This is a genomic window from Cryobacterium sp. PAMC25264 (genome assembly GCF_019443325.1).
Taxonomy (GTDB): domain Bacteria; phylum Actinomycetota; class Actinomycetes; order Actinomycetales; family Microbacteriaceae; genus Cryobacterium.
In genome coordinates this window covers 1,137,881-1,152,451 of sequence record NZ_CP080383.1, presented here as the reverse complement: position 1 = coordinate 1,152,451, position 14,571 = coordinate 1,137,881, and the positions used below count along the sequence as shown (strand labels likewise).

Here is a 14,571-nt window from a genome sequence, read left to right as displayed (position 1 = left end):
CCCACGGCTAAGAAACTTCGAAGAATCCCGCGGGAGTGTTGTGGTGTGCCCGAGATCGCCACGAGCCTGTTGCCCACCGAAACGAGAAGAGCCATGACCGTTCATCAGTCCAGTGCCGACACCGACGCACCGACGACCCGCGTGCCGGACGGAGCCAGGGGATCCGCCCGCGGGGCCGGCCGGGCGCTCCGGCGCCGGTGGCACGGGCGCGCCGGATCCGCACCCGGCGCCGGCTTCGCGCCGCCGACGTCCTGGTCACGGTCCTGGTCACCTCGGTCGCGCTTGCCGTGGCGCTGTACCTGGCGTACGGCGGTTTGAACGACGTGACGGATGTGGCATCCGCTGTGACCGCACTGGGCATCGTGACCGGGCTCGTCGGCACCGACCTCATTCTGGTCATGCTGGTGCTGGCCGCACGCATCCCGCTGATCGACCGCACGGTCGGTCAGGACGTGGCGATGGCGCTGCACCGGCGGCTGGGCAAGCCGGCGCTGTACCTGATCCTCGCGCACGGTGCGCTGCTCACGCTGGGTTATGCGCTCAGCAGCGGTGTCGACGTGGTCGCCGAGACTCTTACCCTCTTCAACACCCCCGACCTGGCCTTCGCCTACCTGGGCGTGGGTCTGCTCGTGGCCGTGGTGGTCTCGTCCCTCGTCGCGGTGCGCCGGCGCTTCCCGTATGAGGTCTGGCACGCCATCCACCTGGTCAGCTACGCCGCTGTGTTGGTGGCGCTCCCCCACCAGCTCAGTGCCGGCGGGGTCCTGGCCGACGGCACCGTGCAGCGGGTCTACTGGCTGGCGCTCTACGTTCTCGCCTTCGGGGCGATCGGCTGGTACCGCTTCGTGCTGCCGGTCATCCGGTCGCACCGGCACGGGATCACGGTCTCCGGCATCGAAACCATCGCTCCCGGTGTGGTGTCGATCCACCTGACCGGCCGCGACCTCGACCGGCTGCAGACGGCGGGCGGCCAGTATGCCATCTGGCGGTTCTGGACGGCCGGCACCTGGTGGCACGCGCACCCGATCTCGTTCTCCGCGGTGCCCACGCGCACCAGCGCCCGCATCACCGTACGGGACCTGGGCCGTGGCAGCCGGGAACTCGGACGGGTGCCGGTGGGCACGCGGGTGTCGATCGAGGGACCGTACGGCCTGTTCACGGATGCCGCCCGTACCTCCCCGCACCTCGCGGTCGTGGCCGCCGGCATCGGCATCACGCCCATCCGTTCGCTGCTCGAGCACTCCCCGCTCAGCCGGGGCGAGGCGACGGTGTTGCTGCGCGGAACTGACGAGTCGCAGAGCTACCTGTGGAACGAGGTCGGCGCGCTGTCCCGCACGGCGGGCTCGGCCATCTACTCGATGATCGGACCCCGGCCGCGCGGCGTGGACACCTGGATGAGCGCCGAGGCGATCAGTGCCGGGGTCACCCTCTCCAGCGTGTTCCCGCGGCTGACCGACTCCGACCTCTATGTCTGCGGCCCGCAGGCCTGGACCGATCTGGTGGTGCGGGACGCCAGGGCGGCCGGGCTGACCGATCGTCAGATCCACGTGGAAAGGTTCGACTGGTGAGAAAACGCGCCATTGCCGCAAGCATCCTGTCGTCGGCTGCCGTGCTCGTTGTGGGCTGGCAGCTCGGCGCCCCCAGCGCCCTGATGACGTCGGTTCCGTCCGCCTCCTCCGGCGGTGGCACCAGCGCCGGACCCTCCACCGCCGGCTCATCGACGGCGACCACTCCGTCGTCCGGCGGCACGACGTCCGCTGGCGGCACGTCGAACGGCTCGTCGTCAGCCGGCACCGGTTCGGCGCCGGCGGCAACCTCCGCGCCCGCCGCGCCTTCGGGCACGTTCACGGGCAGCAGCACCTCCACAAGGTTCGGGTCGGTGCAGGTGCAGATCACCGTGGCCGGGGGCGCCATCACCGACGTCACCCCCCTCAAGCTCACGGATGCCGACGGCAGGTCCGTGCAGATCAGCAACCGGGCCGCACCGGTGCTTCGCCAGGAGGTGCTCGCGGCCCAGTCCGCCCAGGTCTCCACGGTCTCCGGCGCCACCTACACGAGCGAGGCCTACCTCACCTCGTTGCAGTCGGCCCTCGACCAGGCCGGACTCTGACCGTGTCCACCGTGGTCTTTTCCACCATGGGGACCATGGCGAGCCTGCGCTTCCGTGCTGCGCCCCCCGGACCGGACCGATCCGGCGTCGACGTGTTGCAGGCCATCCGCGACGATTTCGAGCAGCTGGAACAGCGTTTCAGCCTGTACCGGGCCGATTCGGAGATCAGCCGGATTAACGACGGGACCCAGCGCCTGACCCGCGCCAGCGCCCCGATGCTCGCCGCCTACGAGCTCGCCCTGCGTTGGCGAGACGACACCGCTGGCGTCTTCACCCCGCACCGCCCTGACGGTCTCCTGGACCTCTCCGGGGTGGTCAAGGCCCTGGCCATCGAAGACGCCGGTCGACTGCTGCGCGAGGCCGGCGTACGGGACTGGCTGGTCACCGTGGGCGGCGACACGCTCTCGGACGGGCAGGAAGGCGAGGCCAACCTGCCCGACGGGACACCGGGGGTGTGGACGGCAGGGATCGTCGACCCGCTCGACCGCAGCGCCCTGCTCTGCGTCGTGCCCTTCACCGGCGACTGGCGGGCCATAGCCACCTCGGGCACCTCGGAGCGCGGCGAGCACATCTGGCGCCGACCGGAGTCCGGCGACCTCGTGCAGGTCAGCGTCCTGGCTGCGGACATCGTCACGGCCGACGTCCTGGCGACGGCGATCCTGGCCGGCGGAGCGGAGACGCTCAACCTGGTCACCGAGCGCTGGGACATCGACGTGCTGACGGTCGACGCCTCTGGGGGCCTCGCGATGACTCCCCGGCTGCGGGAACGCTACCTCGCCGCCGCCCGCTGACGCCTAGGAGACTGCTGATTTAGATGGCTGCGGTGGGCCCGGCGAGTCGGGGGCCCGTTTTTTGAGTCGGGTGTGGTCGTGTTTGGGCTGCTTGCGGGATCGATTCGGTGTCGCGAGTCTGGCCAGTAGAAGGTGGTCGTCGGGGTCGGTGTGAGGGCTGGGGTGTCTGCCCTGCCTGGGGTCTTCAGCCAAGTGCCCAAACCCCGTTCTGGCTGGTGAGGCCAAGGCTCAGGAGTCGTTTCAGGTTGATCGCGGCGGCGCGGTTGTTCCACCAGGCGTGGTTCTTCACGACGCCGCGGTAAGGGACTCGTCTCGCGCCGCGAGTCATCCATGCGATCGAGCGTTCAACCATCGGCCGGTGCTGCCGGTAGACGGCTTGAAAGTCAGGGTCCAGCGCGCGTGCGCGGTGCTCGCGTTGGATCTGCTGCTGCGGATGCAAAACCATTTTGCGACCGTCGACGGCGCTCGTGCACTGGGCTCGGAGCGGGCAGCTCGCGCAAACGGCGCCAAATGTGACATTACGTTTCACGGTGATCGGTCGGGTGTTCCCCGCAGGACACGTCACCGTGCGCTTAGCTTCGTCGATGCTGAAGTCATCGATTGTGAATCCGCCCGGAACCGCCCGACTCAACGGCATCGGTTTGATGATCGGAACATGCCCGGCCGCGGTGACCTCGGCGAGGAGGTCCCCGCTGCCGTAGGCAGAATCACCGAGGACCTCGACCGTGTCCGAGCCGATGCTCGTGTCAGCGGCCACCAGGGCCGCGCCGCGGGCCGCGTCACTGTTCTTGGGCCCGGACGCTTTCGTCAACACGGCCGCGGTCACCAGACCCGTATCGGGCTCGATCGCGATGTGGGCTTTGAAACCGTCTTGCTTCTTCTCCCGGCTCTTGTGCGCGTGGCGGGCGTCCGGGTCAACGGTCGAGATCACCCGGTCCGGCGCGACCTTCCGCGCGATCCGCCACCGCCCATCCGAGCCATCGGACCCCTCAGCCGGCTCGACGTCCTGGCCCGCGACGAGGGCGAGCAACGCGACCGTCTCCTGCTGCGAGTCGGTCAATGACGTCGTGTCGATTGCCGCAAGCAACGCCAGGGCGTCGGTCACGAGGCGGGAAACGAGTTCGTCCCTGGCCGCCTTGTCGTCCCAGGCGATGTCGGGCTTGCCGGGCTTCTCGTAGTCATGGCCGGGCAGGCCGGCCACGATCATGTCGGCGCCGGGGATCTCCCGACCGACCCGGCGGATCTGCGCGACCAACTGCGTCACCGTGTCCTGGCGGGCGACCGCGTCATCCAAAATCGTGGAGTCCAACGCCCGCCGCTTCCGACCCGACAACGCCCCAGAACCGGCAATAACCTCGGCGACGGCGTCGAAAATTCGGTGCGGGCGGGTGCTTGCCGCGAGGCGGCGTCGCCAATACGTCAACACCGTCGGGTGGAACGATGTTTCCGTCAACCCGAACCCGCAGGCCGCTTTCCACCGCAGATCAAACGTGACGGCTTCCGCGGTTTCCCGGTCCGATAACGAGTGCAGGGTCTGCAGCACCATCACCGATGCGATCACGTCCGCGGGCGTCGAGGGCCGGCCACGACCCGACGGAAACAGGTCCGCGAACGCGTCATCCGGGAACAACTCGTGCCGGTGCTCAGCGAGAAAAGCGAACACCGACCCCGCCGGCAACATGTGCCCAGCGAACACACCGACATCCAACAACTGACGCTGACCATCATCACGACCCTGCATGAATCAAGTCTTAAACACCTCCGCCGAAACCAACAAAGGCGCGCCTTAAACGCCCCGATAAATCAGCAGTCTCCTAGAGCTTCTTGCCGGGATTGAGGATCCCCAGGGGGTCGAAGGCCGCCTTGACCCGCAGCTGCAGATCGCGCAGCACCGGGCCGAGCTCGTCGTCGAGGTGCGCACGCTTGAGCACGCCGATGCCGTGCTCCCCGGAGGCCGAGCCGTCCAACGAGATCGCCAGGCCGATCACCCGGGCGAACGCGACGTGGGCCGCCTCGATCTCGGCGGGAGCGGCGGGGTCGTAGCCGATGACGGGATGCAGGTTGCCGTCCCCGATGTGGCCGCCTGTGCTGATCGGCACGTCGAGCTCCCGGGAGATCTCGGCCAGGCCTGCCAGCAGCGCCGGCAGCTGGGAACGCGGCACCGTGATGTCCTCGTTCAGACATCCCCCGCGGACGGCCTGCACGGCCGGGTGCAACAGGCGCCTGGCACTCATCAGCCGGTCGAGGGATTCGGCGTCGTGGGCGATCACGACGTCATCGGCTCCCGCGGCTCGCAGCACGTCGGCGTAGGCTTCGACATCGTCGTGCGCCTGGCCGATCTGGTCGGACTGCACGAGCAGCAGGGCGCCGGCGTCCCGGGGCAGAACGGAAGCTGGATCGAACGCGTTGATCGCTTCGATGCAGGCGCCGTCGAGGAACTCGAGCACGCTCGGCCGGCGGCTGCCGGCGACGATGGTGTTGGCCGCGGCCAACGCATCCGTCACGGTGGAGAATGTCGCTGACACGCCGGAGGGGCTGGCCGGGGCGGGCAGCAGGCCCACGGTGATCTCGGTGATGATGCCCAGGGTGCCCTCTGACCCCACCAGCAGCGCGGTGAGGTTGTAGCCGGCCACGCCCTTGATGGTGCGATGTCCGGTCTTCACGATCGACCCGTCGGCGAGCACCACCGTGAGCTGCCGCACGAAGTTGCCCGTGACGCCGTATTTCACGCAGAGCATGCCGCCGGCGTTGGTGGCCACGTTGCCGCCGATGGTGGAGGCCCGCCAGGAGCCGGGGTCGGGCGGGTAGAACAGGTTGACGGCCTCGGCGGCGCGGGCGAGGGCGATGGTGCGCACGCCGGCCTGCACGGTGGCGGTCTGGTTGGCGGCGTCGACCGCGAGGATCTTCTTGAGCCGGGTGGTGCTGAGCACGATGGCGCCGGCGATGGCGTTGGCCCCGCCGGCGAGGCCGGTTCGGGCTCCCTGCGGCACGATCGGGATGCGGTGCGCGGCGGCGATGGTGACGACGGCCGCGACCTCCTCGGTGCTGGCCGGGAAGACCACCGCGAGCGGCTCGCCGCTGAGCGTGCCCTCGGACTGGTCGCGACGGTTGCTCTCGGTGCGCGCTCCGGTGACGATCTGGGCGGTGCTGAGCACCGCTGCGAGTTCGTCGAGAACGGGAGACGCGACGTCGGTCATGGTCATGGACACCTCTGCTGGACATGCACCCGATCGGGTGCCTCATCGACGCGGTGACTCGTCAGACCGCGTCCGGGGCCACAATTCTATGCAGGCGGATGGGGCGTGACCGGCGGTTTGGCTTGCTCACCGTGCCGAATATCGGTTGGTCTGCCGGTTTGCATATCCCACCTTCCGGCCGCGCGCTAGGGGCATTGTGCGGGGTTTCTCGCCTCTTGGCATGACGTGCGCCGCGTCAGATAAACTGGCCACCGGATACCGGCGACCGGCCGGCCAGGCGAAGCGGGTGGGGCGAATTCCAGGGGACGAGCGGCACGAACCAGCCGGGTCGGCGCGCGCCCAGCAGAACGGCAGTCGTGTCAGCGGCCTCCGGATGCGCAGCAGCCGCCGCACCGGCATCCGCACCGGGATGCTGGTGGCCGCCGGCACCCTCGTGCTGGTGCTTGTCGCCGGATTCGTCGTTCGCACCGTCTCGGTATCCGAGGCACAGAACGCCTACGACGCCGCGGCCCTGGCCTTCCGTGCCGAGCAGTCCACGGCCGTGCGCACGGTGAGTACCGGGGAGAGCGCCCTCGACGACGCGATCGCCCTGCTCGACGAGAGCGCGGGCAAGGTGCTGGACGAGCAACCCCGCGTGGACCTCGCCGCCGCCATCGACACCGTGACCCTGCGCCTGAGCGCCGCCGCTCAGGAGCTCACGGCCGCTGAGGTCGCCGCGGATGCCTCGACGACCCGGAGCGCCATGTTCGAGCTGGGTCCGGGCATCCGTGACGACGCGAAGGTTCTGTCGGCATTCGACTTCAGGGCAGCATCGGGCGTGCAGGGCGTGGCCGACGACCTGGCCGCTCCGGTGGCCGCCGTTGTGCAAGCCATGGCCGACTGGCAGGCCGAACAGGACCGGATCCTGCGCGAGCGGTACACCAACACCGTGCACGCCACCGGGTGGACGCCGGAACTCGACGAGTGCATCGGGTCGGTGGATGTGACCGCGCACTACCAGAACGTGCCCACCATCGCCGAGCACTGGTCGTGCGGCGGCAAGGATTTCCCCGACGACGCGGGCACAGTGATCACGCTCGCCGGCGTGCACGCCGGCACCTACCGGGTCGACGGGATCGTGGCCATGCTCAACGCCGACCGGGACAGCACCGCGGACATCCCGCGCGGCTACGACCTGCTCTACCAGACCTGCCAGAACGGCTACTCGGGGACCATGTCGTTCACGGCCCTCACGCGCATCTCCTGACCCGGCCCGAGTGCCCCCGCGGCCACAACAGGTCCCGAAGCGGACAAGTGCACCCGGTGCGCCGGGTGCACTTGTCCGGACGGGGAACAGTTGCGGCTACGAGGCGTGGTCCTGCGGCAGCAGGTCGGTGGCGACCATGTCGGCGCTGCGTTCCCAGAGGGCCGTCGCGAGACCAGCATCCGTGGCCTGGCTGTTGGTGGAGTGCACCCGGCGCTTCTCGTAGTACTCACCGGACTGCCAATCGACCCCGGCCGCGGTGCTGGCCAGCCAGATCAGGGTGTCGGCGCCCTTCTCCGGCGTGATCAGCATGCGTTTGAGGGCGGTCTGATAGATGAAACGCATGAGGCTCGTCGAGTCGGTGGAGAAACTCGTGGCGACCACGCCGGGGTGGAAGGCCGCCGTGACCAGGCCGCGCGCGTGATAGCGGCGGTGTAGCTCACGGGTGAAGAGGATGTTGGCGAGCTTGGCATCGCCGTACGCCTTGTTCGGCGAGTACTTGCGTTCGTTGTCGAGGTCGTCGAGGTTGATGCGGCCGAACCGATTGGCCGTGCTCGAGGTGTTGATCACCGCGGCCCGGCTCGCGAGGAGGCGGTCCATGAGCAACGTGGTAAGCAGGAACGGCGCCAGGTGATTGACCTGCATGGTCTTTTCGTGACCGTCGACCGTGAGCTCCCGGTCCCCCATGATGCCGCCGGCGTTGTTGGCCAGGACGTCGATGCGCGGGTACCGCTTGAGCAGTTCGGCGGCCAGGGTACGCACCTCGTCGAGCCTGCTGAAGTCGGCGATGAAGTGGTCGACTCCCAGCTCGGCGGCGATGGCCTCGGTCTTCTCCGGCGAGCGCCCCACGATGACCACCCGGTCACCCGCCCTGCTGAGCGCTCGAGCCGCCGCTGCGCCGATTCCGTCGCTGGCCCCGGTGATCACAATCGTTCGTTCGCTCATCAGTCGCTCTTCCACTCAGGCCGGATCCGGCACGGGCCGTCTCCGGCGGATTCCCGGGGCGAGGCATCGTCGGCTCACGGTGACTGCACTCTACTGCCGCGTCGCCGTGCCCTCGCGTTGATCACACCGTCGCGTCTGTTGAGGTTATTGATGCATTTATCAGCGCTACGATGGGAGCATGCAGTCTTCGAGTTCCACTCGCCCCCGCTCCAACGGGCCCTCCGCGGTCGATCGCGCGTACTCCCACGTGGCCGACGCCATCATCTCGGGCACGCTCGCGGCGAGCGCCCTCATCACTGAGGGCGACGTGGCCCACACTCTCGGGCTCAGCCGCACCCCCGTGCGCGAGGCCTTCCTCATGCTCGAGTCCGCCGGCCTGTTGCGCTTGTTCCCCAAGAAGGGCGCAGTGGTCACGGCCGTCGACGACGCGGAGACCGCAGACCTGCTCCAGGTGCGCATGCTCCTGGAGACCAAGGCCGTGCAGCTGATCGGTGAGCGTCCCCACCAGATCGATGCCGTCGACGCCGAGCTGCGTGCCCTCATCCAGGCTCAGACGGATGCCGCAGTGGCGGGCGACCTCCTGGCCTACGCCCGTGCAGACCACAGGTTCCACTCCCGCATCGTCGACGAGACCGGAAACCGGATCATCGACGACATCTACGCCCGCCTGGGGCCCCGGCTGGAACGCCTCGTGCACCGGGTGGCCGCCCGCGACCCCGACAGCATCACCGTGCTCATCGACGAGCACACCGTGCTGGCCGACCACCTGCGCGCCGGCGACACCCTCGCCTACGACGCGGCGTTGCGCTTGCACCTGGAGACCGGGCATCGCGTGCACCGGCCGCTCTAGCCCGGCCGCCTCTCGAGACCGCTCACCTCACCTGTTCACCCCACTCACCGGCTCCCTCTACCCACCTGTCATCACCCGCCCGCCGTCCCGACCCGAAAAGACCCATGTCTGCCCGCACTCCCCGCGTCATTCCCCCGTGGCAGCTCGCCGCCCCCGCACTCTTCGTCATGGCCTGGGGCGGCAACCACTTCACCCCTCTGCTGCACATGTACGAGACCCTCGGCCACTACTCCACCGTCACGGCGGATCTCTTCCTCGGGCTCTACGTGGTCGGCCTGGTCCCCGGCCTCCTGCTCGCAGGTGCGCTCTCCGACCGGTACGGACGCAAGCCCCTCGTGATCGCGGGCGTCGTCGCGGGTATCACGGCGAGCATCCTGTTGGGCCTGGGCTTTTCCAGCGAGCTGATCATCTGCCTCGGCCGATTCCTCGTCGGTCTGAGTGTGGGCGTGGCCATGTCGGTGGGAACGGCCTGGCTCAAGGAACTCTCCAGCGCCCCGTTCGACCTGGTCGCCCGCCCCACGGCCGGCGCACGGCGGCCGGCGCTCACCCTGACGATCGGTTTCGGACTGGGCGCAGGGGTGTCCGGGGTCCTCGCTCAGTGGGGGCCGCTGCCGACGCTGCTGCCCTACGCCGTGCACATCCTGCTCAGCCTGGCGATCCTGCCCGCGCTTTTTCGCGCCCCGGAGTCCGTGCCCCGCAGCCGGGTGCACGGCTCGCTCTGGCTCGACCTGCAGGTGCCCCTCGCCGGACATCGCCGCTTCCTCCGCGTGGTGCTACCCACGGCGCCCTGGGTGTTCGGCGCCGCCGGCATCGCGTACGCCATGATGCCCAAGCTCGTTGAGGCGCAACTCGGCGAGCTGAACCTCGCCTTCGCCACCCTCCTGACCGTGGTGACCCTGGGGACCGGCGCCCTCGTGCAACCGCAGGTGTCGCGCCTGAACTCGATCACCCACGGCCGGGCGCTCCTGGTGGGGATGGGACTCATGGTGGTGGGCGTACTCAGCGCCGTGGCCACGTCACTCACGCTCTCCCCCGCGCTGGCTCTGGGAACCGGGATCCTGCTCGGCGCCGCCTACGGCATCACGGTGGTCGCCGGGTTGGTCGAGATCCAACGCATCTCCACGCCGACCGACCTCGCCGGCATCACGGGTGTCTACTACAGCCTCACCTACGTGGGCTTCCTGCTGCCCGTCGCCTTCGCGAGCCTGAGCGGCTTCGTCGGGTACCCGCTGATGCTCTCGCTGCTCGCTGTCGCCTGCGCCGGCTGCCTGGCCCTGACGGCCGTGGGGTTGCGCCGCGCCTGACCGAGCCGGAACGGGAACCCCGCGGCCTGCTGCACCTCACCCCGGTCGCCCCGCTACGGCGTGCGGCCGGCCGCGCCGGTGCGCTTGTTCTTCACCTCGCGCAGGAGCACCAGCGGCAGCAGCAGGGTCGACAGGGCCGTGACCAGCCACACCACGAGGACGGCGAGGATCCAGGTCTGCCAGCCCACAATGGTGAGTCCGCCGGGAAACAGCGACGCGATCCACAGCGCCACGAAGGTCGACACCAGCCCGATCCCGCCCAGGAAGGCGGGCGCGCCCCGGGCGATGACCTTGGCCAGGAACGGCGAGAGCACGCTCTGCGTCACGGCGAAGACCACGACGGCCGTGATGAAGCCGCTCGGCGTGACCGTCAGGTCGGGCAGCAGCAGCGAGGCCACCCAGAGCCCCAGTGCCGCCGACAGCAGGAAGATCAGCGCGCGCAGCAGGATGCGAATCATGCCGCGATGGTAGCGCCGGGCCGGTGCCGCGTCATCCCCCCGCCGCGGGCTTCCCGTTCGCTCGCAGCGGGTGAAAAGCGTGACAGCGGGCGAAAATGCTCGCAGCGTGTGAAAAGTGGTCCATTTTCACGTGCTGCGAGCATTTTAACGAGCTGCGAGCATTTTAACGAGCTGCGAGCATTCAGCGCGGGCCGCCGCCGCCGCCCATCGTTCCCGTTGCCGCCACACCGGCGGTGACGGTTGTCGCGTTCGTCGCCGCCGAGTAGTCGCCGTCGGCGTAGACCCCGTCCGCGATCTCGCCCGAGGCCGTTCCACCCACGTACACGGTGTACGTCCCGCCGTCGGACAGCTCGTCGGAGGAGAACACCACGGACTGGAAGTCCTTGATCGATTCGAAGGCCATCACCACGACGCCTGAGCCGTCCACGAGCTGCACCGTACTGCCGGCATCCTGCACCGAATCGAACGAGATCGCCACGAAGGTCTGGCCGGAGCCGGTTTCGGGCGACACCGCCATCCCGGCGCTTCCGGCGGCCAACAGGGTACCGCCGGTCAGAGTGAAGGTGCCGTTCACGTCGAGCGCACCGTTGCCGTCGTTGGTGGGACCGTTCACCACGAGGGTGCCGCCGCTCATGGTCGCCGACCCGTTGGAGTCGAAGCCGTCTCCCCCCGCGTCGATGACCGTGCTGCCGCCGGTGATGGTGATGGTCTCCCCACCGTCGGAGTCCATGCCGCCGCCACCGCCGCCCTGGGCGGTCGTGGTGCTGCCACTGGAGGCATTGAGGCCGTCGTCGCTGGCGGTGACCGAGACGGTGCCGCCCCCGATGCTGATGGCTGTGCTCTCGAGTCCCTCGTAGGAGCTCGTCACTGTGGTGCTGCCGCCGATGATGTCGAGCGCCGTGTCCGCGTGCACCCCGTCGTCGCCGGCTGCGAGAGTGACCTCGCCCGAGGCGATCCGCACCGTTCCGTCGGAGTGCAACGCGTCATCCGCCGCATCGACGGAGAGGGTGCCGCCGTCGACGACCGTCACCACCCCGGACTTGAGGCCCTTGGCCGAGACGTCGTCTGAGACCGTGGCCGTGTGGCCGCCGCCGGACTGCACGGTGACGTCGGCGCCGGAGAGCACCACGTCAGTGACGGCCTGCACGCCGTCTCCCGCGGCCGTCACGTCGATGGTGCCGCCGGTCAGTGAGATGTAGCCGCGGGTGACGTCCTCGGCGTGGTCGGACTTCAGGCCGTCGCCGCCGGCGGTGACAGTGACGGTGCCGCCGTCCACCACCAGGTAGTCCTTGCCGCGGATGCCGTCGTCCACCGCCGTCACCGTGATGGTGCCCGAGTTGATGATCAGGCCATCCGTGCTGGTGATGCCGTCGTTGCCGTTGCCGGTCACGTCGAGCGAGCCCGTGCCCGTGATGGTCAGGTCGGCCGCACTGTAGAGTGCCGCGTTGGCGTCGGCGTCCTCGGCGTGGCTGTCGGTGTCGGAGAGGGAGTTGCTCGAGCCGGCGGCCAGCACGATCATCGCCTCGTCGGCCTCGGAGACGACCAGGGCGGCCCCGGTGGAGTTGCTCACCTCGACGCCGTTGAGGATCAGGCGCACGGTGCCCTCACCCGCGGAGGAGAGGACGATCTGGCCGTCGTCGATGGTGCCGCTGAGCTCGTAGGTTCCGGCGGCCGTGATGGTCACGGTGCTGCCGGAGATGGTTACGGCCCCGGTGTCTTCGGAGGCGCTCCCTGCGGTTGCCGTGTCGATTGAGGCACTGTCGCCGTCGAGGGTGATCGCCACCACGTCGGCGTCGTCCCACTCGTAGTCGGCGGCGTCATCGTGGGTCTGCTGGTTCGCGGCCAGCACCTCGGCGGCGGTGGTGGACGTGTCCACGGCGACGGCGGCCGTGGCGGAGGCGCTGGTGCCGCTGCTGCCGGTCGACTCGGTGGCCCCGGCGACGGCGGTGCATCCGGTCAGCAGGGCCGCGGTGACGAGGAAGGGCAGCACTCGGTAGGTACAGGCCTGCACACCGAAGCGGCGGGTGCCGGGCGCGGATGGCGCGGCGGGTGATTTCTTCATGGGGTACTCACAATCGATGGGTGTCCGCGCTGGGGCGGTGGTCAGGAGGTGGGGAATGCCGGCGCGAGGGGCGCCTAGCGGAAGAACCGGCGCAGGACAGGTGCCCACTTGTTGCCGGGGAGATCGGCGCGAAGAGCCGCCATGCCGGTGCCGTACTTCGAGATGCTGGCCGGCCGGTGCCCGTGCGCCCAGAGGATCCGGTCGACCGCGGAGGGCCGCGAGCCGGACTTGGTCTCCACGATCGCCAGGTGCGGCCGGTCCAGCCCGAGCGGCCCGGCGCCGGTGGGCGCCGCGGTCCAGGACAGGCCCGTGTCGATCGTGGCCCGGCTGCTGGACTCCGGAACGAACAGGGTCGTGCGCAGGTAGCGGGTGGTGAGAGTGGGCACGAGCTCCTGCCCCTCCGCACCGCGGATCTCGGCCTCGTCCAGCACCGTGTCGGTGTAGCGGCGGCCCTCGCTGGTGAGGGTGTCCCGGTCGTCGATCCCGTACGGCAGGCGGTCCTTGACGGTCACGCCGCGGCCACCGCGGGTCTTCACCTCGAGGTAGCTCTGGGCGGAGTCGACGTAGGTGCGGGTGCGGATCTTGAACCGCCGCCGACGCGGATGCGCCGCCATCAGGAAGCTGGTGAGCTCCGGGGTGTCGAAATACACCGACTCGTACGCCGACGACCGCACCCCGTCGATGTCCAGCACCCGCACACCGGGGTCGAGGTCGGCCAGGACCTCGACGAGCTCGCTCCGCGGCAACACGTACTTGCGGTCGACCCGGGTGAGCAGTCCCGCGCGTTCGGTCAGTTCGGCCAGGTCGATGTTGCCGAGGCCGCCGAGCGGCAGGTCGAGCACGGCGCTCATCGGTTCGCCTCCTTGAGGAGCGTGACACCGATGCTGGGCCGCGGAGCCGGGGCGGGCGCCGAGAAACGCTGGGCTCCCACCTGGTACCGCACGTCGACGACAGTGGTGTCGTTGACCAGGTCGAGGCTGCGCACGTGCACGCCGTGCACCCGGGCGCCGAGCAGTCCCTCGAGATGGGCGATGAGGGCGGATTCATCGGGCATCGCCGCATCCAGCACCACGGTCTGCTGCCGGTAGCTGCTGAACAGCCGGGGGTTGTCGCCGAAGTAGACGACGGCCACGATGAGGGCCATCAACACGACGGTGAGCACGGAGGGCTCGGTGCTCAGGCCGGCGAGCAGTCCCATGGCCAGGGCGGCGAAATAGTAGGCCACTTCGTGCTGCTCGATCTCGCTGGAGCGCAGCCGGATGATCGAGAGGACACCGAAGAGGCCGAGGCCCAGCCCCACACCCACGGTGCTCGACGCGAGCACCTGGGCCACGGCCAATACTCCGACGTTGACGATGAGGTACGCGACGACGAGGTCTCGACGGCGGTGACGCGGAAAATACAGCCCGAACGTGAGCAGGCTGATGAAGAGCAGATCGATCAGGATGATCGCGGCCTGCAACATGGTGTCCTCCAAATGAACTATCGGTAACGCAACGATGTCCATCTAGCCGGAGGCGCCTATCAGCCGGCTATGCCCGGGTTATGAGCCACTGCTGAGCCTGCCCGGCCGGGCCGGACACCCCGGTCACGGCATCCGGGTCTCGTAATGTC

13 protein-coding genes are annotated in these 14,571 nt (G+C 69.1%); 6 read left to right on the top strand and 7 right to left on the bottom strand.

Going from position 1 to position 14,571, the window contains the following annotated elements; translation table 11 throughout:
- The first annotated feature begins 197 nt into the window (after window positions 1-197).
- From KY500_RS05260 to KY500_RS05250, 3 genes are read left to right on the top strand one after another with little or no spacing between them, the layout of a single operon-like run.
- Window positions 198-1,565, top strand: coding sequence for a ferric reductase-like transmembrane domain-containing protein (locus KY500_RS05260; RefSeq protein WP_255579813.1), 1,368 nt, complete (start codon window positions 198-200; stop codon window positions 1,563-1,565).
- The gene (locus KY500_RS05255) at window positions 1,562-2,107 is read left to right on the top strand and encodes an FMN-binding protein (protein ID WP_255579812.1); all 546 of its coding nucleotides are present in this window, start codon (window positions 1,562-1,564) and stop codon (window positions 2,105-2,107) included. The genes KY500_RS05260 and KY500_RS05255 overlap by 4 nt, the downstream gene beginning before the upstream one ends.
- 11 nt (window positions 2,108-2,118) lie before the next feature.
- Window positions 2,119-2,898 (top strand): FAD:protein FMN transferase, encoded by a 780-nt coding sequence (locus KY500_RS05250; RefSeq protein WP_255579811.1) that lies wholly within the window; start codon window positions 2,119-2,121, stop codon window positions 2,896-2,898.
- A gap of 184 nt (window positions 2,899-3,082) precedes the next feature.
- Here KY500_RS05250 and KY500_RS05245 read toward each other — a convergent pair whose 3' ends face one another.
- Window positions 3,083-4,639 (bottom strand): IS1182 family transposase, encoded by a 1,557-nt coding sequence (locus KY500_RS05245; protein ID WP_219900421.1) that lies wholly within the window; start codon window positions 4,637-4,639, stop codon window positions 3,083-3,085.
- A 73-nt stretch (window positions 4,640-4,712) separates the two neighbouring features.
- The gene (locus tag KY500_RS05240; protein WP_219902631.1) at window positions 4,713-6,101 is read right to left on the bottom strand and encodes an FAD-binding oxidoreductase; all 1,389 of its coding nucleotides are present in this window, start codon (window positions 6,099-6,101) and stop codon (window positions 4,713-4,715) included.
- Between the two features lie 280 nt (window positions 6,102-6,381).
- On the opposite strand from KY500_RS05240, the gene KY500_RS05235 reads away from it, so the two are divergent.
- Entirely contained in the window at window positions 6,382-7,341 is a 960-nt protein-coding gene (locus tag KY500_RS05235; protein ID WP_219902630.1) for a hypothetical protein, read from the top strand.
- A 96-nt stretch (window positions 7,342-7,437) separates the two neighbouring features.
- Here KY500_RS05235 and KY500_RS05230 read toward each other — a convergent pair whose 3' ends face one another.
- The gene (locus KY500_RS05230) at window positions 7,438-8,283 is read right to left on the bottom strand and encodes an SDR family NAD(P)-dependent oxidoreductase (protein WP_219902629.1); all 846 of its coding nucleotides are present in this window, start codon (window positions 8,281-8,283) and stop codon (window positions 7,438-7,440) included.
- 178 nt (window positions 8,284-8,461) lie between these two features.
- On the opposite strand from KY500_RS05230, the gene KY500_RS05225 reads away from it, so the two are divergent.
- Window positions 8,462-9,133, top strand: a complete 672-nt coding sequence (locus KY500_RS05225; RefSeq protein WP_219902628.1) for a GntR family transcriptional regulator — start codon at window positions 8,462-8,464, stop codon at window positions 9,131-9,133.
- Between the two features lie 104 nt (window positions 9,134-9,237).
- Window positions 9,238-10,437: an MFS transporter gene (locus KY500_RS05220; RefSeq protein ID WP_219902627.1), complete on the top strand. Its 1,200-nt coding sequence runs from the start codon at window positions 9,238-9,240 to the stop codon at window positions 10,435-10,437.
- Between the two features lie 53 nt (window positions 10,438-10,490).
- Here the strand turns inward: KY500_RS05220 and KY500_RS05215 are convergent, their stop codons facing one another.
- The 4 genes from KY500_RS05215 to KY500_RS05200 form a co-directional block, all read right to left on the bottom strand.
- The gene (locus KY500_RS05215) at window positions 10,491-10,895 is read right to left on the bottom strand and encodes a phage holin family protein (protein WP_219902626.1); all 405 of its coding nucleotides are present in this window, start codon (window positions 10,893-10,895) and stop codon (window positions 10,491-10,493) included.
- A gap of 181 nt (window positions 10,896-11,076) precedes the next feature.
- A complete protein-coding gene (locus KY500_RS05210; protein ID WP_219902625.1) occupies window positions 11,077-12,957 on the bottom strand; it encodes a carbohydrate-binding domain-containing protein in 1,881 nt (626 codons plus the stop codon).
- Window positions 12,958-13,031: 74 nt separating this feature from the next.
- Entirely contained in the window at window positions 13,032-13,808 is a 777-nt protein-coding gene (locus KY500_RS05205) for a polyphosphate polymerase domain-containing protein (RefSeq protein ID WP_219902624.1), read from the bottom strand.
- Window positions 13,805-14,422, bottom strand: a complete 618-nt coding sequence (locus KY500_RS05200; protein ID WP_219902623.1) for a DUF4956 domain-containing protein — start codon at window positions 14,420-14,422, stop codon at window positions 13,805-13,807. Before KY500_RS05200 ends, KY500_RS05205 begins: the two co-directional genes overlap by 4 nt.
- Window positions 14,423-14,571 lie beyond the last annotated feature (149 nt).